We start from the raw sequence: 26490 nt of genomic DNA, 5'->3' as shown, positions 1-26490 counted from the left end.
GGCGCCTCTCAGCCTTAAGCTAGCGGGCAGACTGACAGCTTTGGAGCGCACTTCGGTTTCTGCCCTTTGCGCAGCAAGCGGTGAACGCTTACCCATCCAATGACTGACACAACCCGTCTGTCCACCAACGCTTAAAGGAGCGCCTGCCCCCATGCTTCTGGCCACTGCCGCTATCGCTGTTGGTTTGCTGCTCTTGGTATGGAGCGCTAACCGCTTTGTGGAAGGCTCCGCCTCCACCGCTTCCCATTTCGGTATGCCACCGTTGTTGATCGGCATGGTGGTGGTCGGTTTTGGTACCTCCGCGCCGGAGATGGTGGTGTCCGCGCTGGCGGCTTCCCAGGGCAACCCGGGCATCGCTTTGGGTAACGCCTACGGCTCGAACATCACCAACATTGCCCTGATCCTTGGGATTACCGCGCTGATCAGTCCCATCGCGGTGCATTCGCAAGTGCTGCGCAAGGAGCTTCCCATCCTTGCGCTGGTGACCGGCCTGGCCGCGTGGCAGCTGCTGGACGGCGAAATCACACGGCTTGATGCGCTGGTGCTGCTCGGTGTGTTTGGTGCGCTGATGGTCTGGACGGTCTGGCAGGGGATGAAGAAGAAAGAGGATGCGCTGGCCAGCGAGATAGAACAGGAACTGGACGTGCGGGCCATGCCCCTGCGACAGGCCATTTTCTGGCTGGTGGCGGGACTGGTGCTGCTGATTGTCAGCTCCCGCGTGCTGGTCTGGGGCGCGGTAGAGATCGCTCATGGTTTCGGGGTGAGCGATCTGATTATCGGCCTGACCATTATCGCGGTGGGCACCTCGCTACCGGAGCTGGCGTCGTCGATCATTGCCGCCAGGAAAGGCGAGCACGACATCGCCCTGGGCAACATCCTGGGTTCCAATCTGTTTAACACGCTCGCCGTGGTGGGGATCGCCGGGACTATTCATCCATTGTCTGTCGGCCCGGAAGTCTTCAATCGGGACATGCTGGTCATGGCGGCGCTGACCCTGTCACTGTTCGTCATCGGTTACGGGTTCCGGGGGCAAGGCCGTATCAACCGTATGGAAGGCGCCTTGCTGCTGGCGGCTTATGTGGGGTACACGGCTTACCTGATCAGTACCGTTTTCGGGTAGCCGTCATTCAGGATGTCGTCCCGGTGGCCAAGCCAGCCTCTGAAACAGAAAGCGAAGGCAGAGAGCCTTCGCTTCCCACGTCAGGCTCTCCCCCATCTGGCCGCTATGCAGCCCTTATGCATGCCCTCTCTCCCGTCCTCTTTCCTTCATTCCCGATCGGGATTATTTCTGGGGCAAGTCAGTTAATTCGCCAATTTATTACCGATCGGTAATAAAGCATGGAAAATTCCCACAATTCATGTAAATGTTACCGCTCGGGATTATTTCAGGTCATTCACATGAAACCGGATCAAGACCACTCTCTGGTACGCTCACCCGCCGATTTCGGCCAGCAGATTCGCCAGGCCCGCAAAGCCCAGGGACTGACCCAGGCGGAGCTGGCCGCCATTGCCGGTGTGGGCCCCCGGTTTGTGTCCGAGCTGGAGCGCGGCAAGGACACCGCCCGCCTGGGACTGGCGCTGGAACTGGCCCGGCTAGTGGGTGTGGATCTACTTGCCCGGCCACGCAGGAGCCCGGCGTCATGAGTCAGGCATTGACCGTATGGTATGACCAGCAGCGGGTGGGCCGGCTTATTGCGACGCCGTCGCGGCAGATGGCCTTTGTCTATGACGAGGCCTGGCTTGCCAGCGGCTGGGCGATTTCCTGCTCACTGCCATTGAATGAAACCGGCGATTTTCTGCCTCCCGACCTGCGTGGGCATCATTTTTTTGCCAACCTGCTACCGGAAGGGGGAGCCAGGGATCGTCTGGTCCGCCGCCTGGGTGTGGCGGATGATGACTTTCTGCTGCTCGAGAAACTGGGGGGCGATTGTGCTGGCGCCCTGCAGTTGCTTCCGGAAAATCAGGCGCCTGCTGCCGATGCAGAGACACTGCAGCCCCTTGAAGACAACCTGCTGGAAGAGGCTATCCACTCCGGTCGTGGACAATGGGTTACTGGCGATACACCGCCACGCCTGTCGCTGGCCGGCGCTCAGGACAAGCTGGCGGTCAGAGCAAAGCGGGTGAACGGAAAGTGGCTGTTCTCTCTGCCAACATCCGGAACGCCCTCCACGCATATCCTCAAACTGCCCGTTCAGGATCTGAAAAACGTGCCGCTCTATGAAGCCTATACAACGTACCTGGCGACACGGCTCGAACTCCCCGCTGCACCGGTGGAACTGGTTACCCTGGGTGACCACCTGCTCTCGGTCAGCCAGCGTTTTGATCGAAGCCATCAAAGCGATCTTGTTGTTCGGACACACCAGGAAGACCTTTGCCAGGCACAAGGACTCTCCCGCGCCGACAAGTACACCACGTCCCCCCAGGTCTTTACGAAAGTCGGCGATCTGCTGCGCGAACATTCGGTACAGCCTGCAAAAGATCTAAGGGCACTGGCGAACTGGCAGGTCTTTAATGCCCTGACCGGCAATGCGGACGGCCACCTGAAGAATCTGTCACTGCTTGCTGTGGACGGTGGCTGGCAACTGGCACCCTACTATGACCTTGTCTGCACGCTGGCCATTCCCCGCGTGAGTCATCGCCTGGCGTTGCCGGTGGGCACCCTCGATGATCCGCAAAACCTGCACAACAATCACTGGGAGGCCTTTGCCGGGCAGCTTGCTGTATCCCCCAGACTCATAAAAAACCTAGTGCAGCAACAGGCCGGCAGGCTCCACGATGAAGTGGACAACTGGCTCAGTGACTTCCGCGATCAGTACGGTCAGCTGCCTGCTCTGGAGGGAGTACAAAAGGTGGTTACGCGACAAACCAGAAAGGCACTGCGCGACTGGACCTAGGGGCGCCGCGAATCAGGATGGTATACCCATTGTTCTGTCATGCCTGACGAAATCGCCCGAACAACCTTGATTCCCGCCACTCCATCGCTAAGCTGATTCTTTAGGTCATCACGGATAGATAACAATAATGAAACTCAGCACCCTCACTCCCCCCCTGCAGGCGCTTCACGATTCCTCCGATGACATCCTGCTGGTGTCGCTGATCAGCAGTGACGGCATGCCGGTGCTGCATATCGGTGAGGGGCTGGATTACGACGAGCAAAGCGCCCTGTTCTTCGAGATGAAAAAGGCCTGCGACCGGGTGCTGGACGGGCTACGCCAGGGACACAGCGAGGAAATCTTTATCCGCTGCCGGGAAGGCTGCATCTGCATCTGGCCGGTGGGAGATATGGTTTTTGCCTGCCTGGCTCGCCCCTCGGTGAACTCCCAACGGATGCAGATGCTGGCCTGGAAAACCGTATCCGCACTGAGAAGTCTGCTTTAACCTGCCGCTCACTCCGCCTTCACACCCAGATCACAAAACGGGCCCGCGTCAGCTATCACGCGGGCTTCGCCTTCCTGAACCCGTTTCAACGCAACAAAAAAATACAGCGGCACCATAGAGAGATACCTGCGTTCTGATTAGCGTCAGGGCACGACTTTCTGGAGGGATATTTTATGCATAGAAAAACAGGTCTTGGCGCCCTGTTGGCCACGCTGTTGGGTGGCAGTGTGCTTAACCCGGTATGGGCCGACGACACACCATCATATGCTGCGCAAACGCAGAACCAGGTCATTGATAATCAATATATTGTGACCCTGGCCCCGAACATCATAGAGCAGCTGGGGGTGACCGATCTGACCACCGCCATCCGCACCCTGCTGGCCACCGTGGGTGGCGGCGAAGTGATTTATACCTACCAGCATGCACTCACAGGCATGACCGTGCGGCTGACGGATCTACAGGCAAGCTTGCTGGGCCTGGTGCCCGGAGTGATCGGACTGGAACCGGACCGTCGGGTGCAGGCCATCGCCACCCAGGCAAATGCCACCTGGGGCCTGGACCGGGTGGATCAGCCCGCACTGCCCCTGGACGGCAGCTATCAGTATCCCAACAGCGCCGGCAACGATGTCACCGTTTATGTGATCGACACCGGCCTGCGCGCCAGCCACACCGAATTCAGCGGGCGGGTCAGCCCGGGTCGTAACTTCGTCAGCAGCGGCGGCGGCTTCCTGTTTGGCGGCGGCAGCGTGGACCCGGCCAACACCAACGACTGTAATGGCCACGGCACCCATGTGGCCGGCACCGCCGTGGGCACCGTTTACGGGGTGGCCAAGCAGGCAAAGATTGCCCCCGTGCGTGTCCTGGGCTGTAACGGTAGCGGTAGCAACTCCGGCGTGATCGCCGGGGTGGACTGGGTGGCCGGTAATCACCGCAAACCCGCGGTGGCCAATATGTCCCTGGGCGGCGGCGCGTCCAGCGCCCTGGACACTGCGGTGCGTAACGCCGTGGCCGCCGGTGTCAGCATGGTGGTGGCCGCCGGTAACGACAACACCAACGCCTGTAACGGCTCTCCCAACCGGGTGGCCGAGGCTCTGACCGTGGGGTCCACCACCCGCACGGACCAACGCTCCTCGTTTTCCAATTTCGGCGCCTGTGTGGATCTGTTTGCGCCGGGTAGCGACATCACCTCGGCCTGGTATCAGTCCGATAGCCAGACCGCACGTCTGAACGGCACCTCCATGGCAGCGCCCCACGCCGCCGGTGCCGCCGCCCTGTATCTGGCCGCCAACCCCAGTGCCAGTCCACAGCAGGTTTTCACCGCGCTGGTGGATGGCAGTGCGACCGGCATGATCAGTAATGCGGGCAACCAGTCCCCCAATCGCCTGTTGCAGGTGGATGAAGACGATGGCGGCACCGTGACGGACCGCCTGCCCACGGCCGCGTTCACCGCCCAGTGCAGCGGCACGGTGTGCCAGTTCGATGCCAGCGGCAGCAGCGATGACAATGGCGTGGCCGCCTGGGACTGGACCCTGGGTGATGGCAACGTGGCCAGTGGCGAGCAAATCAGTCACGACTACGGCACTGCCGGCAGCTTTACCGTGACCCTGACCGTCACCGACACCGCCAACCAGACTGCCAGCATTGATAAAGGCGTGATCAGCGAGGACACCAGCAACCCCTGCCCAAGCTGCACCCGCTATGAGGGCAGCCTGGGGAATGGCAGCTCGGTCACCTTGCCTTCCGGTGGCTTCAGTTTCGGTGGCGGCAATGTAGAGGCCTACTTGTACAGCCCTGCCGGTGGCGCCTTCTCACTGGCCCTGGAGCAACGTAGCTGCTTCCTCTTTTTCGGCTGTAGCTGGTCCCAGGTGGGCAGCGCCCAGCCGCAGAACGGCGTGGCGACCCTGAACGGCTCGGTGGGCAGCGGTACCTACCGCTGGCGCGTCACAGCGCAAAGCGGCTCCGGCGCTTATACGCTGTTGGCGAACCCGCGCTAAACACGCCTCTCCCTTAAACGAAAAAACCACCGCTTGCGGTGGTTTTTTCGTTCTACCGGTAAGCGTCAGCAGGATCAGGCCACGGCAGCATCCTGTTGCTCATCATGATTCTGCTCACCCTCATACAGGTCTTCCAGACGGTCACCCTGAGTCATCAGGTATTCGAAGGCAGCCAGCGATGCCTTGGAACCTTCACCCATGGCAATGACGATCTGCTTGTAGGGCACCGTGGTCACATCGCCGCAGGCATAGATGCCTTCCTGTGAGGTCTGGCATTTCTCATTGATCACAATCTCGCCGAAGCGGGAGCGTTCCACTACCCCGTCCAGGAAATCACTGTTAGGCACCAGTCCGATCTGCACGAACACCCCTTCCAGCGGCAATTCATGGACGGTTTCCGTGGCCCGGTCCTGATACTCAATGGCACTGACCTTGCCGTTGCTGGCCTTGATTTCACGGGTGGCCGCGTTGCGGTGAATGGTGATATTGGCCTTCTGCTCGGCCTTGTCCACCAGCACCTTGTCCGCCTTCAGTTCGGGCATGAATTCAAACACGGTGACGGATTTGACGATGCCGGCCAGATCCAGTGCCGCTTCAATACCGGAGTTACCGCCGCCGATTACCGCCACGTCCTTGCCCTTGAAGAAGGGACCGTCGCAATGCGGGCAGTAGGCCACACCGTTACCGATGTTCTCTTTCTCGCCGGGCACACCCAGCTCACGCCATTTGGCACCGGTGGCCACGATCACGGTCTTGGTGTCGATTTCCTCGCCGGAGGACAGCACCACGGTCTTGATCTGGCCGTTGCGCACCTCGGCCACTTTCAGGTGTTCCTTCACGGTCACATCGTATTCGTTCATGTGGGCGTGCAGGGCACCGGACAGTTCCGGGCCGGTGGTTTTCTTCACCGAGATCAGGTTCTCGATATCCATGGTGTCTTTCACCTGGCCGCCAATACGGTCGGCAATCAGGGTGACTTTCAGACCCTTGCGGGCACTGTAGATGGCCGACGCCACGCCGGCGGGGCCGCCGCCGATCACGGTCACGTCCTGCAGCGGCAGTTTTTCCCCGGCGCTTGCCTGGGCGATGGCCGGATCAAACGCCAGCAGTTTGTCGATCAGCTCGGCGGCGGTGACCTTGCCATTGGCGAACAGCTCGCCATTCAGGTACACGCTGGGAACACCCTGGATGTCGCGGGCCTTCACGGTGTCCTGGAACAGGCCGCCGTCGATCATTTCCGTCTTGATGCGCGGATTGAGCAAGGCGAACTGATTGAGCGCCTGCACCACGTCCGGACAGTTGTGACAGCTCAGGCTGATGAACACCTCGAAATGCAGGTCGTCTTTCACGTTGGCGACCATGCGCTGCAGGCTGTCATCCAGCTTGATGTCGGTACCTGATGCATGCAGAAACGCCAGCACCAGGGAGTTGAATTCGTGGCCGGCCGGAATACCGGAAAAACGAATACCGGTGTCCTCGCCGTCCGCCTCCAGCAGGAAGGAAAGGGGGCTGCGCAGGGCATCACCCAGGTCCCGTTCCTCGAAGGCCAGGTTGTCACTGACACCGGCGATGTCGGAGAGAAACGTCACCAGTTCATCGCGCTTATCGTGCGCACCGGTCTGCAGCACGAAGGTGATTTTTTTCTGCATGTTGGCTGCATAGCCTTTCAGGGCCTGCAGGATGTCATTCGTGAGCATGTCTGTTCCTTTCCTTGTTCATGGGTGACAGTGCAAAGGGATGGGCGCCCCCAACCCTTCTCCCGGTGAGGGAGAAGGACAGGGAGGCAACGGACTGGTTTAGATCTTGCCGACCAGGTCCAGGGAAGGCGCCAGGGTCTGTTCGCCTTCTTTCCACTTGGCCGGGCACACTTCACCGGGGTGGTTGCGAACGTATTGGGCGGCTTTCACCTTGCGCATCAGGTCGTCGGCGTCACGGCCGATGCCTTCGGCGGTGATTTCCATGGCCTGGATCACGCCATCCGGATCGATCAGGAAGGTGGCACGATCTGCCAGGCCCTGACCTTCACGCATCACACCGAAATTGTTGGTGATGGTGCCGGTCTGGTCGCCGACCATGTAGTAGTTGATCTTGCCGATGGTCTCGGAGGTGTCGTGCCAGGCCTTGTGGGTGAAGTGGGTATCGGTGGAGACGGAGAACACTTCCACGCCCAGCTTCTGCAGCTCGTCATATTTGTCAGCCACATCCCCCAGTTCGGTGGGGCACACAAAGGTAAAGTCGGCGGGATAGAAGAAAAAGATGGCCCACTTGCCTTTCACATCCGCTTCGGAGATGTCGACAAACTCGCCCTGCTTGAAGGCGGTGGCGTTGAACGGTTGGATTTCGCTGTTGATCAGTGCCATGTGGTTAAGACTCCCTAGGTTGGCTTATCGATTCGTTTCGACGAGCAATAGAATGGGGAATCTGCCCTGATAGTTAAATTTGAAACTTCTTATCATGGCGATAGGGAATATCTAACGAACTACCAGTACCTCCTCAGAACAGGGACAGCTGGGAATCATCCGCCTTGCGGCCGCGGCGAGGGCGACGCCGGCGGCTGCCATGGCGTTGATTGACGGCCCGGCTCTCGTCCCGGAAACCGGCCTGCTGTCGGGCCTGGGCCAGTCGTTGACGGGCCTCGCGCACGGCCGTGTCGAAACACACCAGCGGTGCCGGGTAATCCTGCCCGATCACCACGCCGGCGTCCCGTTGCTGGCGCGGCCCCATCTGCCAGGGCTGATGAATCCAGGTGGACGAGACCTTGCCAAGCTCCGGCACCCAACGGCGAATAAAGGTGCCCTCCGGGTCCAGTTTGCGGGCCTGCAAGGTGGGGTTGTACATGCGTAGCGCATTGATGCCGGTGACACCGGCCTGCATCTGTACCTGGGGAAAATGGATGCCCGGCTCGTAATCCACAAACAGGCGCGCCAGATGCAACGCCGGTTGCCGCCAGTGCAGCCAGAGCGGGTAACAGGCCATGGACACCAGCATGGCGCGCATGCGGAAGTTGATCCAGCCATGGTGGTGCAGATAACGCATGGCCGCATCCACCAGCGGCCAGCCGGTATGGCCGCTCTGCCAGGCCGCCAACCACTGCGGGTTGCCCGGTTCATCGCGCAGGTTGCGCAACAGCGGGTGCACGCTGCAGGTCTCCATGGACACCTGGTCTTCCAGTTTCTGGATAAAGTGGCAGTGCCACCACAGGCGTGACTCGAAGGCGGACAGACCGGCTCGCAGGGCCGGATCCTCCTCCTGCTCCAGCGCTTCCCAGGTCTCCTGCACCACCCGGCGCAGGCTCAGACAGCCCCAGGCCAGATAGGGGCTGATACGCGCGCCGCAGTGCTCCGCTTTCTGCGGGGCACTGATGCCACCGCGATAACCCCGTGCCCGCCGCTCCAGAAAACTCTGCCAGACCGGTTCCGCCGTATCGGTGCCACCATGCTGACGCCCCGGGCAGTCGGAACGGTCTGCACCTCGGGCGGTGCGCAAATCCGGCCAGGGATCGGCGGAGGCTGCCGCCTGGATACGGGACGGCAGCGTGGCCAGGGGACGGGTCATGAATTGCTGCCAGTGGGCGCCCCAGTGATCCCGGTCCAGACAGGGGCGCTGGACGCCAAAAGGCGCCTCCTCATGCCAGGGCACCCGCTGCTCCCGACACCACTGCTTCACGGCCCGGTCGCGGGCGTAGGTCCAGGCGCCGCCGTATTCCTCATGACTGTGCAGCACCATGTCACCAAGCCGGTGTTGCAGACCCGCCAGCACGGAGACGGCCTCCCCTTCCACCACCCACAGCGGCAACCCCAGCCGGGCCAGTTGCCCGCGCAGATCCCGCAGGCTTTCCGCCACAAAACGCCATTGCCGCAGGCTGGTGTCCGGCTGCTGCCAGTACGCGGGCTCCAGGATATACAGCGGCAACACCGGGCCTTCCCGGCAGGCTCGGGCCAGCGGGCCGTGATCGTGTGCGCGCAGGTCGCGCTTGAACCAGACCACTTGCACCGTCATGCCAGTTTCCGGTCCGCAGCGGGGAGCGGCAGCATGGCCGCCGGGTAATCGGGCAGCGGATCCGCCTGGCCAAAGGTGAAATGCAGTGACAAACACTGACGCGCAGAGAGTCCCCGCAGGGCGGGCAACCAGTAATGCAGATGCTCGCCCCGGGGATCGTACTGCTGGCACTGGCGAGTGGGGCTGAAACGTCGACCGCCACGGGCGTCGTGCCCCACGCCGGCGATGTAGGCCCAGTTGCCCCAGTTGGAAGCCACATCATCGTCCACCAGGTAATGCTGAAACCAGCGGGCGCCCCGACGCCAATCCAGCCCCATATCGTTCACCCAGAAGCTGGCCAGGTTCTGCCGCCCCCGGTTGGAGGCATAGCCTGTGGCCATCAGTTCGCGCAGGTTGGCATCGATAAAGGGCAGCCCGGTCTCGGCCTGACACCAACGCTGCCAGTATTCCCGGGCCAATAGCGATGCCGGTTCTGGCTGTCCCGGTCCCTCGTCATTGAGACCGGCATAGTGAAACACCCGCGCGCCATGCTCGCGCAGGGACCAGTGGTAAAACTCCCGCCACAGCAATTCCACCCGCAGCCATTCACTGCCCGGGTTGGCACCCTGAACGGCCTCATAGTCGAGAATGCGCTGCCAGACCCGCCTCACTGACACATTGCCCCAGGCCAGGTAGGCGCTCAGACGGCTGGAGTAATGTTCGCCGATCAGTTGATTCCGGGTCTGCTTGTAGTGGTCCACGCTGCGGGTTTCAAACAGATAATGTTCCAGCCACTGCAGACCAGCCTGCTCTCCCCCGCTCAGGGAAAAGTAGTCCCGGGAGTTTCGCTGCCAATGCCGGCAGCGTAACGCCAATCGTTCGCGGGCCGGTTCGGCGAAGGCTGGAGGCGGCAGGGGTTGGGCGGCACGAAGAGATGGCGCAGGGCCGTCCGGGGCCGTGACCGGCACGCCGTCCCGGGTCTCCACCTTGCGCCGGAAACGGCTGAAGGTGGCCGGGAACGATCCCTCCCAGGGCAAGGCCTCGGCGGCAAGCAAGGTCTGGGTCTCTTCCTCGATAACCCGGATGCCGGCCTGTCGCAGTGCGGCAATCATGGCGGCTTCTTCCGGGGCCTGGGCCACCGCGGTCACCACCTGCAAAGACTGGCTGGCATGCCAGTGGCCAAACAGGGTCACCGGGTCCGCCCGCAGACACTGCAGCGCCACCCCCAATTGGGCCAGCCTCGCCTGCAAATCGTCGAGGCTTTCCAGCAGAAAGGCGGACTTGGCCGCCCCCAGCCGATCCATGCCGTCCGCGTCCGCTTGCAACCAATGATCGGGCAACAGGTACAGGCCCAGCACCGGCTGCGACAGGCTGGCCGCCCGCTGCAGCAGCGGCTGGTCTGTCACGCGTAAATCCTGCCGGAACCAGACCACGGTAATCATTGCGGCCTCCCCTCACGGCGACAGCGTTCACTGCAGTACACTACCTGCTCCCAGTGCCGCGCCCATTTGCGACGCCAACTGAAAGGTCGCTGGCAGACCGGGCAGGTTTTCTCCGGCAACGCTGCCTTGTTGCCCTTCCAGCCGCGGCTCACAGAGCCTCCGGGTCTGCCAGCAACTGCTCTGCGCGATCCAGCATGGCGTTCACCTTGGCAGGATCCATGCGATCCAGGTTGCGATAGATCATCCGCATGCGGTGGTTATGCTGGAACTGGCCGCGATGACGATGAATGAAATGCCAGTAGAGGGAGTTGAACGGGCAGCTGTCCGATTCGCTGGCGGTCTTGACGTTGTACTGGCAGTGCTTGCAATAGTCGGACATGCGATTGATGTAACTGCCGGACGCTGCGTAGGGTTTGCTACCCAGATAACCGCCATCCGCATGCATCACCATTCCCAGGGTGTTGGGCAACTCCACCCAGTCGTAGGCATCCGCATACACCTCCAGGTACCACTGACAAATGGCCTCCGGCAGCACCCCCAGCAGCAGGGCAAAATTGCCGGTGACCATCAGCCTCTGGATGTGATGGGCATAGGCATGGTCCAGGGTGTTGCGCAGTGATTCCGACATGCAGTGCATGCGCGTGTCGCCGCTCCAGTAATAACCGGGCAGTGGACGCTGATTGTTGAGCCGGTTTTCTGCGGCGTAATCCGGCATCAGCAGCCAGTAGATTCCCCGCACATATTCCCGCCAGCCCAGTATCTGGCGAATAAACCCCTCCACCGCATTGAGCGGCGCCAGGCCATCCCACCAGGCCTGCTCGGCGGCCTGGCAGACCGCCAGCGGGTCCAGCAGGCCAATGTTCAGATACGGCGACAGCAGGCTGTGGAACAGGGTGTCTTCCCCGGTGACCATGGCATCCTGGAAATCACCGAAGTGCGGCAGGCGCTGTTGGATAAAGTGCGCCAGCGCCTGTTGCGCCTGGGCGGCGGTGGTGCCCCAGCGAAAATCCGTCAGGTTGCCGAGGTGTTCCGGAAACGCCTGCTCCACCAGCGCCAGCACCTCCCTGTCGATGGCATCGCGGGGGAAGGAAAGGTCCACGGGCAAGGGGACCTCCCCCTTGTAGGCCTTGCGGTTGCTGGCATCGAAATTCCATTGGCCACCCACCGGTTCATCCCCTTCCATGAGCAGGCCGGTGTGGCGACGCATTTCCCGGTAGAAAAACTCCATGCGCAGCTGTTTCTTGCCACTGGCCCAGCGCTGGAAGAACGCCGGCGAGCAGAGAAACCGACTGTCCTGCAGGCAGGTGACCGGACAGGGCAACTGGCGGGGCCACTGCACCTCGATCTGCTGCTGCAAACGGTATTCGCCGCAGTGGGTCACCACCAGCTCTTCGGCGGATTCACAGACCGGCACCAGCACATCGAGCAGGCTGGTGTGGTCATGCTCGCCATAGGCAAGGTAGTCCAGTTGCCAGCCCGCCTCGCGCAGGTCCGCGGCAAAGTGGCGCATGGCACTGAAGATAAAGGCAATCTTCTGCTTGTGGTGACCCACGTAGGTGGCCTCGGCGGGCACCTCCGCCATCACCAGCCGGTCGCGGGTTTTGTCCAGCGCCTGCAACGTGGGCAGGGACAGGCTGAGCTGGTCACCCAGAATGATTCCGACTTTCACGACCTCTCCCGCAACATCTGAAAGCTCAAGAATGCCGTGATGGGAGTGGCCGCCGGGTGAAGGAACCCGGCCCGGGTCAATCTGTCCCACCCGGTAAGGACAGACAGGGAGAAAACCCATGGTGCGAATCGTATTGATGGCTGCCAGTCTGCTGGTCGGCATGGTCCATGCCGAAGGTTACGACTACATCCGTGGTGATGATGTTTATGAGGAGGACTATCACTACGGGATAGATTATGACGGCCTGAGCAGTGTGCCGCAGACCCGGCTTGGCGGCAGCAGCAGTGGCGATGATGCCGGCGGGCGGCTCAAGCAACAGGCCCGGGACCTGCAGAAAGAGACCACCCAGCCCTCCATGACGCGGGAGCTGGAAAAGTGGCAGCCGGATGACCGCCTGACACCGCCCACCCCGGTCGAGAAGCCATAAAGGATTGCTGGCGCCTTGCTCACAAGGTGCCAACGGCTTCTTCGCCGTATCAGGCGTCCCGATTGACCAGCCGCAGTTGCCGGTGGCGCGACAGGGACAACCCTTCAAGCTGCTCGAACAACAGAGACAGGGGCTGGGGCCGGCCAATGGCGTAGCCCTGCACGAAATCCACCCCCGCCTCCTGCAGCACCGGAATCATGGCGATGTCCTCCACGTACTCCGCCACGGTTTTCACCCCGAGCCGATGCGCCACCTCGCTGATGGATTCAACGATGGTGCGGTCAACGCTGGAATACAGCAGGTTGCGGACGAAACTGCCGTCGATCTTGATGAAATCCACCTGGAAGTGCTTGAGGTAATTGAAGGAACTGAAACCACTGCCAAAGTCATCCAGGGCCACCTTGCTGCCCTTCTCACGAATCCGCGCCAGTAATTCGCTGGCACTGGAAAGCTGGTTGACCACGGTGGTTTCGGTGATCTCGAAGGTCAGCCGCTCCGGCGCCACCGTGCTGCGGTCGAGTAGCTCCTCCAGAAACGGGATAAAGGTGGGGTCATCCAGGGAAGTGGCTGACAGATTCACCGCCAGATGCAAATTGGGCAGCGCAGCCAGCTCGTCACTGAGCGTCACCAGCAGCTGGGTGAGCACCCAACGGTCGATGTGCGTCATCATCTGGTAACGCTCTGCCGCCGGGATAAAGGCCCCCGGGTTGAGAATGTCGCCGTTGCGATCGCGCAGGCGCAGGAGAATCTCATAATGAGAGGCAGCGGTTTCGCCCCCGATGGGACGGATTTCCTGGGCATAGAGCAGAAAACGGTCTGACTCCAGGGACTCGCGCAGCCCGGCGGCCATCTGCAGCTCCAGGTGCCGGCGAGAGGCCTCACTGTCATCCGGGGTGTACACGGATACCTGGTTACGACCCCGGTGTTTGGCCGCATAGCAGGCCACATCCGCCCGGCTCATGGCCTCTTCCACGCTGATCAGGTTGCCGTCCAGTTGCACCAGCCCCACGCTGGCACCGATATCGTAGAGAGAATCCTTCCAGGCAAAGCGGATCTCACCCAGGGCGGCAATCAAGCGTTCGGCAATCTGGACCGCCCGGTCTGCCGGGCAGTTGTGCAGCAGCAGGCCAAACTCGTCGCCCCCCAGCCGGGCCACCACATCCTCATCCCGTATCTGCCGGCCAATCACCCGGGCGCACTCTCGCAACAGGGCATCGCCGGCCACATGGCCGGCGGTGTCGTTGACGACCTTGAAGCGGTCCAGATCGATAAAGCACAGGACGCTCTGTTCCACCCCCCCTTCATCCAGGGTCTGTTGCAGGGTGTTTTCGAATTCCCGCCGGTTAGTCAGGCCGGTAAGGGCGTCATGGGTGGCGTGGTAACGGAGCTTTTTCTGCATGGCCCGGCGGGCGCTCACATCACGGAACACCATCACCGCGCCTTTCACTTCGCCGTCGCCGGTTTTCACCGGGGCCGCGGAGTCCTGGATTTCATAGCGGCTGCCATCGCGGCTCAGCAGAAAGCAATCCTCGCGCAGAAAGCACATGTCACCGCCGCGCAGGGCCACGGCGATGGGGTTGGTCCGCGTCGGTCGCCCCTCTTCATCGGTGAGCTGCAACACGGTATCCACGGGAGCCCCTTCCGCCTCCCTTTCCCGCCAGCCGGTAAGCGATTCCGCCACCGGGTTCATGAAGGTAATCCGCCCATCATGATCCGTGGCAATGACCCCATCGGCGATGGAATTCAGGGTCACCCGCAGGCTTTCCTTTTCATGGGCCAGGGAATGTTGCATGGCCCGTTCGGCGGTCACATCCCAGTTGGTGCCCACCATCAGCGGGATTTTGTCCGGGCCGATCAGGGTGGTTTCCGCCCGGGCGCGGATATAACGTTCTTCCCCGGCAGGGGTGAGGATGCGAAATTCGCCGTCCAGCTCGCCCGGGGCCTGCATCACCTGTTGCAGCCGGGGGCGCAGCAGGGCCAGATCATCCGGATGAATGCGGTCGTACCAGATTTTCAGGGTGCCATCCCCCTCCTGCCCGGGTTTGACGCCATACATCTCGTAGATGCGCTCATCCCAGTCCAGTCGGCCGGTGACGGTGTTGTACTGCCATATGCCCACACCGCCGGCGGAAAGAGCCAGTTGCAGCTGACGACGGCTTTCAGCCAGGGCATGCTCCGCCTCTTTGGCGGCCTGGATATCCTCGCATTGAACGATCAGATAGCGAACACGCCCGTCCTCTGATACTCCGGCAATAGACAGGCGAACCCAGACCAGCTCACCGGTCCGGGTGATATAGCGCTTTTCCAGCCGCAGGCTGTCGACCCGGCCGGACAGCAACGATCCCAGTTGCTGCAGATCATTCTGCAGGTCATCCGGATAGATCAACTGCTGGAAAGAGCTCTGCAGCAGTTCCTCCTCCCGATATCCGCTCAGCTGGCAAAGCGCCCGGTTTACCGCCAACCAGCGGCCATCCGGCCCCATCAACGCCATGGGAATGGCCGAATGCTCCATGGTCAGACGGTAGCGTTTTTCCCGTGCCGCCAGCACAGTTCGGGCGGCCCGCTCGCGGCGGAATAAAATGGCCACCAGGGCCAGCACCCCCATGGCTGCCCCAATCAGCAAAGCCTGCATGGTTCACGTCCGTTGTCGGTTATTGTTATCCCCTGCTCACTTTTTGAACTGGCCACTACGGACTTGCCAGCATCACCTGACAAAGCCGGAACTTTCACCGACAATTGGGTGACTATCAGTGAGCCTCTGACCCGAACATTTGTCCGGCTTGCTACTTGCTGGCCCGCTAAGGAGTATCGCCGACCCGGCTTTGCAGACCATGACGCTCCGCTACCGCGCCCTACAATGCCTGGCCCTGCTGTTCGTGGCCTTTGCCCTGTCCCAGCTCTGGTATCTGGGACAGGTCCTGCGCCTGCAGCACCACAACCCGCAAGGCAGTGCCTATATGGAGCGGGCCAAGGCCCAGGGGCAGGTACAGCAATACTGGCGGGACTACGACCAGATCAGCGATTACCTGAAGCGCTCGGTACTGATTTCCGAGGATGCCCAGTTCACCAGCCACAGCGGCTTTGACTGGCAGGGCATCCGTTACGCCCTGCAACGCAATCTGGAAGCCGGCAAGCCGGTGGCAGGCGGCTCCACCATCACCCAGCAGCTTGCCAAGAATCTGTATCTCTCCGGCAAGCGCAGCTATGTGCGCAAGGTTCAGGAAGCCCTGATCGCCATGATGCTGGAAATGGGCCTGAGCAAACGCCGCATTCTGGAGCTCTATCTGAATGTGGCCCAGTGGGGCCACCAGATATACGGAGCGGAAGCCGCTGCCCGACATTATTTTCAGGTCAGCGCCGCCGACCTGAGCATGGTCCAGGCAGCACAACTGGCAGCCATGCTGCCGCGCCCCAACTACTACGATTTCAAGGGCCCCACCGATTACGTCCAACAACGGGCCCAATGGATTCAGGAGCAAATGGCGATAGTGCGCATTCCCGACCCGGGCAATCTGCCACTGCCCCCCGCCTCAGACCCGGAACACCGCCAAGGAACCTCGCAATGAAGCAGTTTGCAGTACTTTGTCTGACCAGCCTGACCCTGCTGGCTTGCAGCGACAACGACAGCACTCCGGTCTCACCGCCGGCCACCCAGGAAACCGGCAATCCGCTGGTGGGGGCCTGGCAAAACGGTGAACAGATACTGGTGCTGGAAGAAAACGGTGACTTTTATCTTCCCGCCGACGAGCAACGCCAGGGCCTGACCTGGGAAAACAACGATGGCACCTTCACCTTCCGCTATCTGGATAACAGTCGACTGGCCGTAGAGACCCAGAGTGCCAGCGGCGAACAGCAACAGAATACTCTCAGCCTGACCTCATCCACTCCTTCCAGCGAAGAGCAGGATCCCGATGCCCTCCCCCTGTTCAGCGGTGACTACCAACGGGCCAACAACGCTGTGGGCCACCTGAGTGGCAAGGTGGAACTGCCTGTGGAGAGCGAGCTCCCCGACAAGGCCGTGCTGACCGTGTCCCTGCTCTCCAGCGACAACAACACCGTGATCCGTCGGCTGATGCCCCTTACCAGCGACGCAGACAGCGTGCCTTTTCGCCTCTATTACCCGGCCACCGCAGTGAACGCGAACAACACCTATCAGGTGAGCAGTCAGATCCTCTCCGATGGCGGCCTGTTCTTCCAGTCGGAGCCCACCCCCCTGACCGTTAACCAGAACCAGTTTGCGGATATCACCCTGCCGCTCAGTGCGGTGATGACCGCCAGCGAAACCCTGCGCGGCGCTCTGGTATACCAGTACGGCACCACCAGCCTGATGCTCTGCAATACCGATCGCCGCCTGCAGCTGGCTGGCCCCCAACGCGAGGACCTGATCGACGCCTACCGGGCTGCCCGCAACTACCCCCTGCAACCCCGCGTGGTCACTGTCAGCGGCCTGCTACGCAAGGTGCCCGGCGAACAGGAAGACAGCACCCAGAATGGCATCATTGTGGAAAGCTTTTCCCTGGAAAGCCGCAATGACAACTGCCGCCTGCCCGGCGCAGATCTGATCAACACCCGCTGGCAGCTCAGCGCTCTGGGTAACGAGATCCTGGACCCGGCCTCGCAGCAAGCGCCCTATCTGACCCTGGACAGCGAAGGCAAGGTCCGCGGCCATGCCGGCTGCAATGGTCTCAACGGGAGCTACCAGCACGACGACGACAGCCTGTCCTTCGGCGCCATTGCCACCACCCGCAAGGCGTGTCCTGACATGGAGGGAGAGCAGGCCTTCCTGCAGGCCCTGAAAGCCTCCCGCCAGTTCCGTATCGACGGCGAGTTGCTCACCCTGTTCGATGCCAACAACCAGCCCCTGGCCGGGTTCCAGGCCATCGCACTGTAACCGCCCGCTGGCGTGTCGGAGGGAACGATCATGCGTGTCCATTACCTGTCCCATGTGCCTTTCGAGCAACTGGGCGCCATGGAAACCTGGTTCCGGGAGCGTGACGTCAGTATCAGCCGGTCACTGCTGTTTCAGGGTGACCCACTCCCTGACATCAGCGAGTTTGACGCACTGGTCGTCATGGGCGGCCCCATGGGAGCGGATGATGATTGCGACCATACCTGGATGGCGCCGGAAAAGGCCCTGATCCGCCACAGCATCGCCGCGGGCAAGAAAGTGCTGGGAATCTGTCTGGGCGCGCAACTGATAGCGCGCGTGCTGGGCGCCCCGGTAACCGCCAACCCGGACAAGGAAATCGGCTGGTTTCCGGTCTACCCCACCAGCGCCGGCCAGTCTGACAGCATCGGCAAACTGTTTGCCGGTGCCCCGCCGGTGCTGCACTGGCACGGCGACACCTTTGCCATTCCTGACGGCGCCGTACACCTGCTGGAAAGCAAAGGCTGCGCCAATCAGGCATTTCGTTACGGGGATAACGTGCTGGGCTTGCAGTTTCACCTGGAGCTGCAGACCGACAATGCCGCCGCCCTGTGCGATGCCTGCCCGGAGGATCTGGCCGACGGCCCCTGGGTGGAACCCCGCGCCAGCATGCTGGCGGACGGACAACGGTTTGAGGATGCCCGACAGTTGCTGGGGCGGGTGTTGAACGCCTTTCTGGGCTAGGCCGCCAAGTCTCACTAACCGCCCACCGTTGAAGCCTTGCTTGCAAGGCGAACGCCACAGGTTGGCACCATTCGCCTTGCAAGCAAGGCTCCACCGGCATTGGAAGCCGCACCCCAACCCGGAGCGCGCCCTCTTCGCTTTCAGCTCACTCGACGCGAGCCCGCGCCGCTGTTAACTATTCACCAGTAACTGTTCACTGCCTTCCTGCACCCTGCCCACAGCCGACAGGATCGCCTGCAAGGCAGCCGCAGTGGTATCCGCCGCGGTGGCCACGGCACTCTGCACCGTGTCCCCCACCTGCACCCGCACACAGGCCATGGCGTTGGCTTCGGTGTTGTCACCCAATGAATACTCATCGAAGGACACTACCTTCACCTCGCCACCGATACGCCGGTTGAGCGCATCCACCAATGCCGACATGGCCCCATCTCCGCGGCCGGACAACAGGGTCACCGGCTGGCTGGCATCGCCAATGCTGATCTGGGCCTGCACCTGGTCGTTGCTGCGGTTCAGGTCATAGGAGCGCAACATCCACCCCATGGGCACGTTCAGGTAATCACTGTTGAAGCGACGATGTACCCGCTCGCTGGTGATCTCGCCCCCGTCTTCCTCCGCATCTTTCTGCACCACCCCGGCCAGTTCCTGCTGCAACCAGCGCGGCAGGTCGATACCGAAATCCCGCTCCAGCACGTGGGCGACACCGCCCTTGCCGGACTGGGAATTGATCCGCACCACTTCCTCGTAGCGACGGCCCACATCCGCCGGGTCGATGGGCAGATAGGCCACCTGCCAGATATCGCCTTCCTGGTAGCGGGCCAGGCACTTGCGGATAGCATCCTGATGACTGCCGGAGAAAGCGCTGAAGACCAGATCGCCCGCATAGGGATGGCGCGGGTGGGTCTGGATATCCGTGATCTCCTCCACCAGGGCAACAATCTCCTTCATCCGCGAAAAGTCGATTTGCGGATCGATGCCCTGGCTATACAGGTTCATCCCGGCGGTGACCAGATCCATGTTGCCGGTCCGTTCGCCGTTGCCCAGCAAGGTGCCTTCCACTCGATCCGCACCGGCCATGACAGCCATTTCCGCCGCCGCCACACCACAGCCTCGGTCATCGTGGGTATGCACGCTGATGATCACGTGCTCACGATGCTGAATGTTCTCATGTATAAGCTCTACCTGGTCGGCAAACACATTGGGCGTGCTCACCTCCACCGTGGCCGGCAAGTTGATGATCACCCGCTGACCCTGGTCCGGGCGCCATACCGCATTCACCGCATCGATCACTTCGATGGCGAAATCGGTTTCCGTGGCACTGAAGGTTTCCGGGGAATACTGGAAGCTCCAGTGGGTTTCCGGCTGCTTCTCGGCACAGGCTTTCACCCAGCCGGCAGCGCGCTCGGCAATGGCCTTGCAGCCGGCCTTGTCCACATTGAACACCTGCTCGCGGAAGGTGGGCGAGGTGGCATTGTAGATATGCACGATGGCATTTTTTGCGCCCTTGAGTGACTCAAAGGTACGGGCAATCAATTCTTCCCGGGCCTGGGTGAGCACCTGAATGTGCACGTCATCCGGCACCAGGTCTTCCTCAATCAGGGCCCGGCAAAAATCAAAATCAATCTGGCTGGCCGAGGGGAAGCCCACCTCGATTTCCTTGAAACCCAGCTCCACCAGCATCTGGAAGAAGCGGCGCTTCTGCGCCACGGACATGGGCTTGATCAGCGCCTGGTTGCCATCACGCAGATCCACCGCCGCCCACAGCGGCGCTTTCTCGATACGCTGACTGGGCCAGCGACGGTCGGGTTTGTCGATGACCGGAAAGGGCTGGTATTTGCGATGATCAAAGCTCATGTCGAATCCTCAAACGAAAAAGGGGCATGGCCTGCCCCCCGGGTGAACTCCTAATCCAATCCGAAGGGTGTCGGCAGGATTGAACTAACAACTCGTTGTCTGTGATCTCGGGTATCGATCAGCGCGCCGGTAGGCACGGATGGCAGCGAAGAGTGGCGGCCCGCTTTTGACGGTTCGCATCATCGCCCCACGAGAGATACTTTACGGCAGCAAACCGGCAATGTGCTTGCTTTTTTCACCCATAATCGGCTTTATTGGCAATTATATTGCGCAAAAAATGCAAAACAGGACGGATATAATCATGAGCAAGCAGGCATTGGCAAAACTGGACCGCACCGACCTGCGCATCCTGGAAGCGCTGCAGCACAACGGCGGGCTGACCAACCAGCAGCTGGCGGAAACCGTGGGGCTGTCCCCTTCCCCCTGTTCCCGGCGGGTACAGAAGCTGGAAGCTGCTGGCATTATTCTCAAGAGAGAGACCGTGCTGGACGCACGCAAACTGGGCTTGGACCTGACCGTGATCATCCAGATCAGCATGGACCGCCATACCCCGGAACGCTTTGCGAATTTTGAGGAAAAGGTCGCCAGTTACCCGGAAGTGCAGCAGTGCTACCTGGTCACCGGCCAGGAGGCCGACTATCTACTGAAAGTGGTGGTGCCGGATATTGATGGCTACCAGCATTTCCTGCTCAACAAGATCACCCGCATCGAAGGGGTCAGTGGTGTGCATTCCAGCTTTGTCATGCGGCGGGTGGTGGATACGGCGGCGTTGCCGTTGAATTATGTTGAAACGTAGCTCTCGCACTCGCAAACCATGGTTCCCTTGTAGTAGCACCTCTCTCTGTGCTCTGCGAGTATGAGGTGCGAACAAGACGTGATGCAAAGAACCAGCATGAAACGGCAGCACGCCCAAGAATGAATTGCCATCGACATACCGCCTCCTTCGCCAAGGCTCGGATTCGCACCTCATACTCGCAGAGCACAGAGAGAGGTGCTCCTACCGTTGCTTCGTGGCCAGGCCGTTGTCATGCGTCAAGCGACGCGCCTACAGATAGCCCGGCCCAAACTGATATGCTGGCATCATCGACCGCGTTGAATTGCGAGACCATGAAAAACCTGCTGATCGTCGCCCACGCCCCCTCACCGAACACGCTGAAGCTCCGTGACGCTGCCGCCCGAGGCGCTGGTCATGAGGATATCGAGAACGTGTCCGTGACCGTAAAGGCACCGCTGGAAGCAGGGCCCGAGGATGTGATGGCCTGTGATGCCATCCTGCTCGGCACCACCGAAAACCTGGGCTACATGAGTGGCGCCCTGAAGGATTTTTTCGACCGCAGCTACTATCCGGTTCTGGAAGAAAAGCAGGGCCTGCCCTGCGCCCTCTATATCCGCGCCGGCCAGGACGGCACCGGCACTCGCCGGGCGGTGGAAAGCATCGTTACCGGCCTGCGCTGGAACTGGGTGCAGGACCCGATGGTGCTGCGCGGTGACTGGCAGGATGATTTCGAGCAACAAGCGGAAGAGTTGGGGATGTATCTGGCGGCAGGGCTGGATGCGGGAATTTTTTGAGTTCAAAGTTCAAAGTTGAAAAGCGCAGGCAGGATCATTGGTAACTCAACGGCCCGGCCCGCGCCCAAAGCAAGCGAAAAGCCGCCCCGTCCTTGTCGGCCAGCCCCGGAATCGCGGGCACGGAGGACAAACTCCCTGCCACGCCAATCCGCGTTTCAACTTTAAACTTTCAACTTGTAACTGCTTTTTACCCTTTGCTCTTGTTCACCATGGCCGCCAACACTGCCTTGGCCTCATCCCCCTGCAGCATCTCGCCAAACAGCGCCAGATCTTCCTCCAGCACATCCTGCAACGGCTTGCTGATCGCCTGGCGCATCAGGCGCTTGCTCTCTCGCAGGGCCCGGGGCGGTTTCTTTGCCAAGGTGGCCGCCCAGCCGCGAGCGGTGGCTTGCAGTTCGTCACGGCTCACGACCTTGGCGATCAGGCCGGCCTCGAAGGCTTCCTGTGCCAGCATGGGCTCGCCCAGTAGCAACATGCGGGCAGCCCGCTGGTAGCCCAGCCAATCCGGCAACAGCTTGGCAGAACCGGCTTCCGGCACCGCGCCAAGATCCGCAAAGGGCGTAATAAACTTGGCATCTTCGGATGCCACCACCATATCCATGTGCAGCAACATGGTGGTGCCGACCCCCACCGCATTACCCTGCACAGCGGCCATCACCACTTTCGGGAAGGCATAGATGGCCTTGATGAAATTGGCTGCCTCGCCCACTTCACCGGGCTTGGCATTGAGGAAGTCCACCAGGTCGTTACCGGCGCTGAAGGATTTGCCTTCGGCGGCAAACAGCACCACGCGGATATCGTCGCTTTCCTCTGCCACGTTCAGCAGGGCAATCAGATCCCGGTACATGGCGCCGGTGAGGGCGTTCAGTTTGTCCGGGCGGTTCAGGGTAATTTCCATCACCGATTCGGTGTGAGTCACCAGAATCAGATCACTTTCCAGTGTCGGCAAGATCACGACAGCTCTCCCAATCATTATTTGTCGGGCAAGGCTAGCCGCCCGCACCGTCCATGCCAAGGACGAATCCCGACAAAGGGTATTGACCGGCTGGTCAAAGCACCTTAAAAAAGCGCACCTCTTCTGAGATCGTCTCCGTGAAACTGATCACTTTCGATCCTTTCCGCACCCTGGGTCTGCCCGGCGTGCGGTATATCAAGCCGGAACACATGAACCAGCATCGCGACGCCTTGGCGGAAGCGGACTGGTTGCTGTTCCCTGGCTACTGGCAGATCAACAGCCTGCATTACGTGCTCAAGCGGCCGATCTTCCCCAGCCTGAGTAGCTACCACCTCGGTCATGACAAGGTGGAGATGACCCGCGCCCTGCAGACTGCCTGCCCGGAGCATGTGCCGGAGACGCTGATTCTGGCATCCGACAAGTACGGCATTGCCCAGGTCCTGGACCAGTGGCGTTTTCCGTTTGTGGCCAAGTCGGTCCGGTCCAGCCAGGGCATGGGGGTCTATCTCATCGAGAACCGTCAGCAACTACTGGACTACGCTGAGCGAGAATCCGTGCTGTATATCCAGAAGCTGCTACCGATCGTACGCGACCTTCGTGTGGTGGTGGTCGGCGAACAAGTGGTGGCCAGCTACTGGCGTGAGGGAGTGGGCTTCCTGAATAACGTGAGCCAGGGAGGGCGTGTACGCACCGACCTGACAGTGCCGGACAATGCGATTTCACTGGTGGAAGGCATGGCTCGCTATCTGGGCATCAACCATGCCGGGTTCGACGTGGCCATGGTGGATGGCCACCCCTACATCCTGGAATTCAATCGCCTGTTCGGCAATACCGGTATCCCGGATCTCAACCAGCGGGTGCAGCGTGCCATGAGCCACTACCTGCTGGGGGATCCGTCTTCGCCGCCCTCTTCGGACAACAAGGTCTCCGCCTGAGTCCGAAGCAGGTTCTGGTAGCGGTGGGCCAGCTGTTCCACCGGCTGTAATCGCACCTTGTGGTCACCGGCGGTGACCACCTGGGCCTTCTCGGGTTGATACAGGGCTTTCACATCCAGCTCGGTGGCGGCCAACTGCCCTTCCGGGACATTGAGCCGACCAGGCACCCCGGCCACACACAGGGACCAGGCTTCCTGCTGGTCTCCATCAGTGGTCACCAGCGCCTTGAACTCCAGTGCCGGCTTGCCCTGCTGCTTGCGCAACGGGGCCAGCAGGCGCACCACCCGCAGAAACAGAAGACCGGCACAGAGTGCCGAAAAGGCACAACGAGACGCCGGCTCCTGGTAGAAAAACAGCCCGGCCTGGTCCCCCACCTTCTGGCCAACCCGGCCACCGTAGATACCTGCCACCTTGTCGAGAATCCGCTGATAATCCGCCAGCACCTCGACCATGGCCGCCTGGGTATATCGCTGACGAATGTGTTCGAAATTGACGATGCTCAGGCGCAGCTGGGCCAGCGGCTCAGCCCCTTCCGGCAGGGGCTCGGTCAGTGCCTGTCTTGATGCCGGCGTGGCCAGCGGAGACGGTGCCGGCGGCTCTGCCGGAGCCGCTTCTGCAGGTTCCGGCGGCGCTGGCACCAGGCGTTGCTGGATCAGCGCTGCCGCCACTCGCAACAGCAACAGACACAATACCGCCAGCACAAATCCGGCCTCCAGGCGCTGGCGCGGCAGGGCACTGGTATCCCCCAGCAAGGTCAGCGTGCCTGCGAGCTCACCATCGGGCAGCGCCACCGGCACCGAGATAACCAGATCGGAACGAGACACCCCGGTCAGACCCACCTGGATATCGGCCGCATCCTGAAAGCGCACACCGGCCACCGGGGCCAGCTGCACGGTTTCCCGGCCGATCAGGTTAATGCTGATGGAATCGTCGCTGGCCAGGGCCTCGGCCGCCCGGCGGGCGGTCTGCTCGGCCAGCGCCTGCAGCTGTATCTTGCGCTCCTGCTCCAGACGCGCGGAGAAGTGCTCAAGAAAATAGACACCGACCACCAGCATGGCCAGCAGCATCAGGATCAGCTCGCGCAGCAGGCTGCGCTGTTGCCGAATCCATGGCCGCCATTGTTCCCACAGGGTCATAGAGTTGCATTCCGTAGTATTGCGCTCGCGCGCAGTATAGCGTGACAAACCAACAGGGCGTTGACCGAATCGGCGAACCTTAGCAGCGATGGTGCATCAGCGGACGATTGGCAATGTAAAACATCGCCAATTCCTGATCCCCCAAGACACTGCCGCATGCGGTACCATTTCTGCTACCCTTACGCGGTTTTCGCGGGAGCCACAGCTTCCGCGCTCCGCTTGTCCAGACTTGCCCCCGGGAGCCCATGCGTGCGCGAGATCATTCTGATTCAGGTATCCGGCAGTGACCGCCCCGGTCTGACCGCCGCTTTCACCCGGATTCTGGCCCGTTATCGGCTCAATATCCTGGATATCGGCCAGGCCGTGATCCACGACACCCTGTCGCTGGGTATCCTGGTGGAAACTCCTCCGGACGCGGAATCCTCAGCGGTGCTCAAGGATCTGTTATTTGAAGCCCACAAGCTGAACATCAATGTGCGCTTCCGTCCCATCGATGAGGACCGCTATGAAGAATGGGTGGCCGGCCAGGGCAAGGACCGGCACATTATCACCCTGTTGGCGCGCAAGATTACCGCTGAGCAACTGTCCGACGTGACCGCCACGGTGGCAGACAACGGCCTCAACATCGACAGCATCGCCCGCCTCTCCGGCCGGGTGCATCTGGAGGGAGAATCCCTCAACGAGGACAGCCGCGCCTGTATCGAGATATCCGTGCGCGGAGAACCGAAGGACGGCGAAGCCATGCGTGCAGCCTTCCTCAACATTGCCAACGAACGCAACCTGGACATCGCCTTCCAGCGGGACAGCGCCTTCCGCCGCAACCGGCGTCTGGTGGTGTTTGATATGGATTCCACCCTGATCCGTTCCGAAGTGATCGACGAGCTGGCCATGGAGGCCGGGGTGGGCGAAGAAGTGGCGGAAATCACCGAGCGCGCCATGCGCGGCGAACTGGATTTCAATGAGAGCTTCAAGGCCCGGGTGGCCCTGCTCAAGGGGCTGGATGAAGGCGCCCTGGAGCGGGTACGCGAACGCATCCAGCTCACCGAAGGGGCGCAACGGCTGATCAGCACCCTGCGCGCCCTGGGCTACCGCACGGCCATCCTGTCCGGCGGTTTCACCTGGTTCGGGCAATGGCTGCAACAGTTGCTGGGCATCGACTATGTCTACGCCAACGAGCTGGAAATCGAGAACGGCCAGGTCACTGGCCGGGTGGTCGGCCAGATCGTCAATGGCCAGCGCAAAGCCGACCTGCTCAAGCAGATCGCCACCCAGGAAGGCATCAGCCTGGAACAGGTGATCGCCGTGGGCGACGGCGCCAACGACCTGCCCATGCTCGGCGAAGCCGGCCTGGGCATCGCCTTCCGCGCCAAACCCCTGGTAAAACAAAACGCCGAACAGGCCATCTCGACCCTGGGCCTGGACGGGATTCTCTATCTGATCGGGGTCAGGGACAAGGACCAGGCGGAGCTGCTTAAGAGCAATTAATAGTTAATAATGAATAATTAATAATTCGCGGTTTTGGTCTGTCTTTCCTGAAACGCAAGA

General features: G+C 61.2%; 23 protein-coding genes. 13 read left to right on the top strand and 10 right to left on the bottom strand.

Annotation, left to right across the window (positions count from 1 at the left end; all coding sequences use genetic code 11):
- The first annotated feature begins 151 nt into the window (after window positions 1–151).
- From A3714_RS06660 to A3714_RS06640, 5 genes are all read left to right on the top strand, one after another.
- Window positions 152–1120 carry a calcium/sodium antiporter gene (locus A3714_RS06660; protein ID WP_063509257.1) on the top strand — a complete coding sequence of 323 codons (969 nt, stop codon included), beginning with the start codon at window positions 152–154 and terminating at the stop codon, window positions 1118–1120.
- 278 nt (window positions 1121–1398) lie between these two features.
- Window positions 1399–1644, top strand: coding sequence for a type II toxin-antitoxin system Y4mF family antitoxin (locus A3714_RS06655; protein ID WP_063509258.1), 246 nt, complete (start codon window positions 1399–1401; stop codon window positions 1642–1644).
- Window positions 1641–2894 carry a HipA domain-containing protein gene (locus A3714_RS06650; protein WP_063509259.1) on the top strand — a complete coding sequence of 418 codons (1254 nt, stop codon included), beginning with the start codon at window positions 1641–1643 and terminating at the stop codon, window positions 2892–2894. The genes A3714_RS06655 and A3714_RS06650 overlap by 4 nt, the downstream gene beginning before the upstream one ends.
- A gap of 127 nt (window positions 2895–3021) precedes the next feature.
- Window positions 3022–3378 (top strand): roadblock/LC7 domain-containing protein, encoded by a 357-nt coding sequence (locus tag A3714_RS06645; protein ID WP_063509260.1) that lies wholly within the window; start codon window positions 3022–3024, stop codon window positions 3376–3378.
- Window positions 3379–3551: 173 nt separating this feature from the next.
- Window positions 3552–5372, top strand: coding sequence for a S8 family serine peptidase (locus A3714_RS06640; RefSeq protein WP_063509261.1), 1821 nt, complete (start codon window positions 3552–3554; stop codon window positions 5370–5372).
- A gap of 74 nt (window positions 5373–5446) precedes the next feature.
- On the opposite strand, the gene ahpF is transcribed toward A3714_RS06640, so the two are convergent.
- The 6 genes from ahpF to A3714_RS06615 all read right to left on the bottom strand — a co-directional run bounded on the left by ahpF (window position 5447) and on the right by A3714_RS06615 (window position 12461).
- Window positions 5447–7069, bottom strand: coding sequence for an alkyl hydroperoxide reductase subunit F (gene ahpF, locus A3714_RS06635; RefSeq protein WP_063509262.1), 1623 nt, complete (start codon window positions 7067–7069; stop codon window positions 5447–5449).
- Between the two features lie 99 nt (window positions 7070–7168).
- Window positions 7169–7732 carry an alkyl hydroperoxide reductase subunit C gene (gene ahpC, locus A3714_RS06630; protein ID WP_062817103.1) on the bottom strand — a complete coding sequence of 188 codons (564 nt, stop codon included), beginning with the start codon at window positions 7730–7732 and terminating at the stop codon, window positions 7169–7171.
- A 133-nt stretch (window positions 7733–7865) separates the two neighbouring features.
- A complete protein-coding gene (locus A3714_RS06625) occupies window positions 7866–9371 on the bottom strand; it encodes an FAD-binding domain-containing protein (protein ID WP_063509263.1) in 1506 nt (501 codons plus the stop codon).
- Window positions 9368–10792 (bottom strand): DASH family cryptochrome, encoded by a 1425-nt coding sequence (locus A3714_RS06620; protein ID WP_197463381.1) that lies wholly within the window; start codon window positions 10790–10792, stop codon window positions 9368–9370. The genes A3714_RS06625 and A3714_RS06620 overlap by 4 nt, the downstream gene beginning before the upstream one ends.
- Complete coding sequence (locus A3714_RS17510; RefSeq protein ID WP_082844739.1) at window positions 10789–10944, bottom strand: DUF2256 domain-containing protein; 156 nt, start codon at window positions 10942–10944, stop codon at window positions 10789–10791. Before A3714_RS17510 ends, A3714_RS06620 begins: the two co-directional genes overlap by 4 nt.
- Window positions 10941–12461, bottom strand: a complete 1521-nt coding sequence (locus A3714_RS06615; RefSeq protein WP_063509264.1) for a cryptochrome/photolyase family protein — start codon at window positions 12459–12461, stop codon at window positions 10941–10943. The genes A3714_RS17510 and A3714_RS06615 overlap by 4 nt, the downstream gene beginning before the upstream one ends.
- A 118-nt stretch (window positions 12462–12579) precedes the next feature.
- Between A3714_RS06615 and A3714_RS06610 the strand changes: the two genes are divergently transcribed.
- Entirely contained in the window at window positions 12580–12888 is a 309-nt protein-coding gene (locus tag A3714_RS06610; RefSeq protein WP_063509265.1) for a hypothetical protein, read from the top strand.
- A 49-nt stretch (window positions 12889–12937) separates the two neighbouring features.
- Here A3714_RS06610 and A3714_RS06605 read toward each other — a convergent pair whose 3' ends face one another.
- The gene (locus A3714_RS06605) at window positions 12938–15520 is read right to left on the bottom strand and encodes an EAL domain-containing protein (protein ID WP_063509266.1); all 2583 of its coding nucleotides are present in this window, start codon (window positions 15518–15520) and stop codon (window positions 12938–12940) included.
- A 199-nt stretch (window positions 15521–15719) separates the two neighbouring features.
- Between A3714_RS06605 and mtgA the strand changes: the two genes are divergently transcribed.
- Genes mtgA through A3714_RS06590 form a run of 3 tightly spaced genes read left to right on the top strand, consistent with a single transcriptional unit; the run spans window position 15720 to window position 18499 of the window.
- Window positions 15720–16454 carry a monofunctional biosynthetic peptidoglycan transglycosylase gene (mtgA, locus tag A3714_RS06600; RefSeq protein WP_063509267.1) on the top strand — a complete coding sequence of 245 codons (735 nt, stop codon included), beginning with the start codon at window positions 15720–15722 and terminating at the stop codon, window positions 16452–16454.
- Window positions 16451–17779 (top strand): META domain-containing protein, encoded by a 1329-nt coding sequence (locus A3714_RS06595; RefSeq protein WP_063509268.1) that lies wholly within the window; start codon window positions 16451–16453, stop codon window positions 17777–17779. Before mtgA ends, A3714_RS06595 begins: the two co-directional genes overlap by 4 nt.
- Before the next feature lie 30 nt (window positions 17780–17809).
- On the top strand, window positions 17810–18499 hold the full coding sequence (locus tag A3714_RS06590) for a type 1 glutamine amidotransferase (RefSeq protein ID WP_062817111.1): 690 nt from the start codon (window positions 17810–17812) through the stop codon (window positions 18497–18499).
- Between the two features lie 171 nt (window positions 18500–18670).
- Here the strand turns inward: A3714_RS06590 and A3714_RS06585 are convergent, their stop codons facing one another.
- Entirely contained in the window at window positions 18671–20350 is a 1680-nt protein-coding gene (locus tag A3714_RS06585; protein ID WP_063509269.1) for a 2-isopropylmalate synthase, read from the bottom strand.
- A 301-nt stretch (window positions 20351–20651) separates the two neighbouring features.
- Here A3714_RS06585 and A3714_RS06580 point away from each other — a divergent pair, with 301 nt between their 5' ends.
- Complete coding sequence (locus A3714_RS06580; protein WP_062817113.1) at window positions 20652–21146, top strand: Lrp/AsnC family transcriptional regulator; 495 nt, start codon at window positions 20652–20654, stop codon at window positions 21144–21146.
- A 311-nt stretch (window positions 21147–21457) separates the two neighbouring features.
- Window positions 21458–21919, top strand: coding sequence for a flavodoxin family protein (locus tag A3714_RS06575; RefSeq protein WP_062817114.1), 462 nt, complete (start codon window positions 21458–21460; stop codon window positions 21917–21919).
- Between the two features lie 187 nt (window positions 21920–22106).
- On the opposite strand, the gene A3714_RS06570 is transcribed toward A3714_RS06575, so the two are convergent.
- Window positions 22107–22874: an enoyl-CoA hydratase-related protein gene (locus A3714_RS06570; RefSeq protein ID WP_231866177.1), complete on the bottom strand. Its 768-nt coding sequence runs from the start codon at window positions 22872–22874 to the stop codon at window positions 22107–22109.
- Between the two features lie 137 nt (window positions 22875–23011).
- On the opposite strand from A3714_RS06570, the gene A3714_RS06565 reads away from it, so the two are divergent.
- The gene (locus A3714_RS06565; protein ID WP_063508995.1) at window positions 23012–23809 is read left to right on the top strand and encodes a RimK family alpha-L-glutamate ligase; all 798 of its coding nucleotides are present in this window, start codon (window positions 23012–23014) and stop codon (window positions 23807–23809) included.
- Here the strand turns inward: A3714_RS06565 and A3714_RS06560 are convergent.
- Window positions 23752–24945 carry a hypothetical protein gene (locus A3714_RS06560; RefSeq protein ID WP_063525864.1) on the bottom strand — a complete coding sequence of 398 codons (1194 nt, stop codon included), beginning with the start codon at window positions 24943–24945 and terminating at the stop codon, window positions 23752–23754. The two genes, A3714_RS06565 and A3714_RS06560, sit on opposite strands and share 58 nt — an antisense overlap.
- Window positions 24946–25194: 249 nt before the next feature.
- Between A3714_RS06560 and serB the strand changes: the two genes are divergently transcribed.
- A complete protein-coding gene (gene serB / locus A3714_RS06555) occupies window positions 25195–26430 on the top strand; it encodes a phosphoserine phosphatase SerB (protein ID WP_063527110.1) in 1236 nt (411 codons plus the stop codon).
- The last annotated feature ends 60 nt before the right edge of the window (window positions 26431–26490 follow it).

The organism is Alcanivorax sp. HI0007 (assembly GCF_001635525.1).
Lineage (GTDB): Bacteria > Pseudomonadota > Gammaproteobacteria > Pseudomonadales > Alcanivoracaceae > Alcanivorax.
The sequence above is the reverse complement of the archived record's forward strand: the minus strand, read 5'-3'. Positions and strand labels throughout refer to the sequence as shown.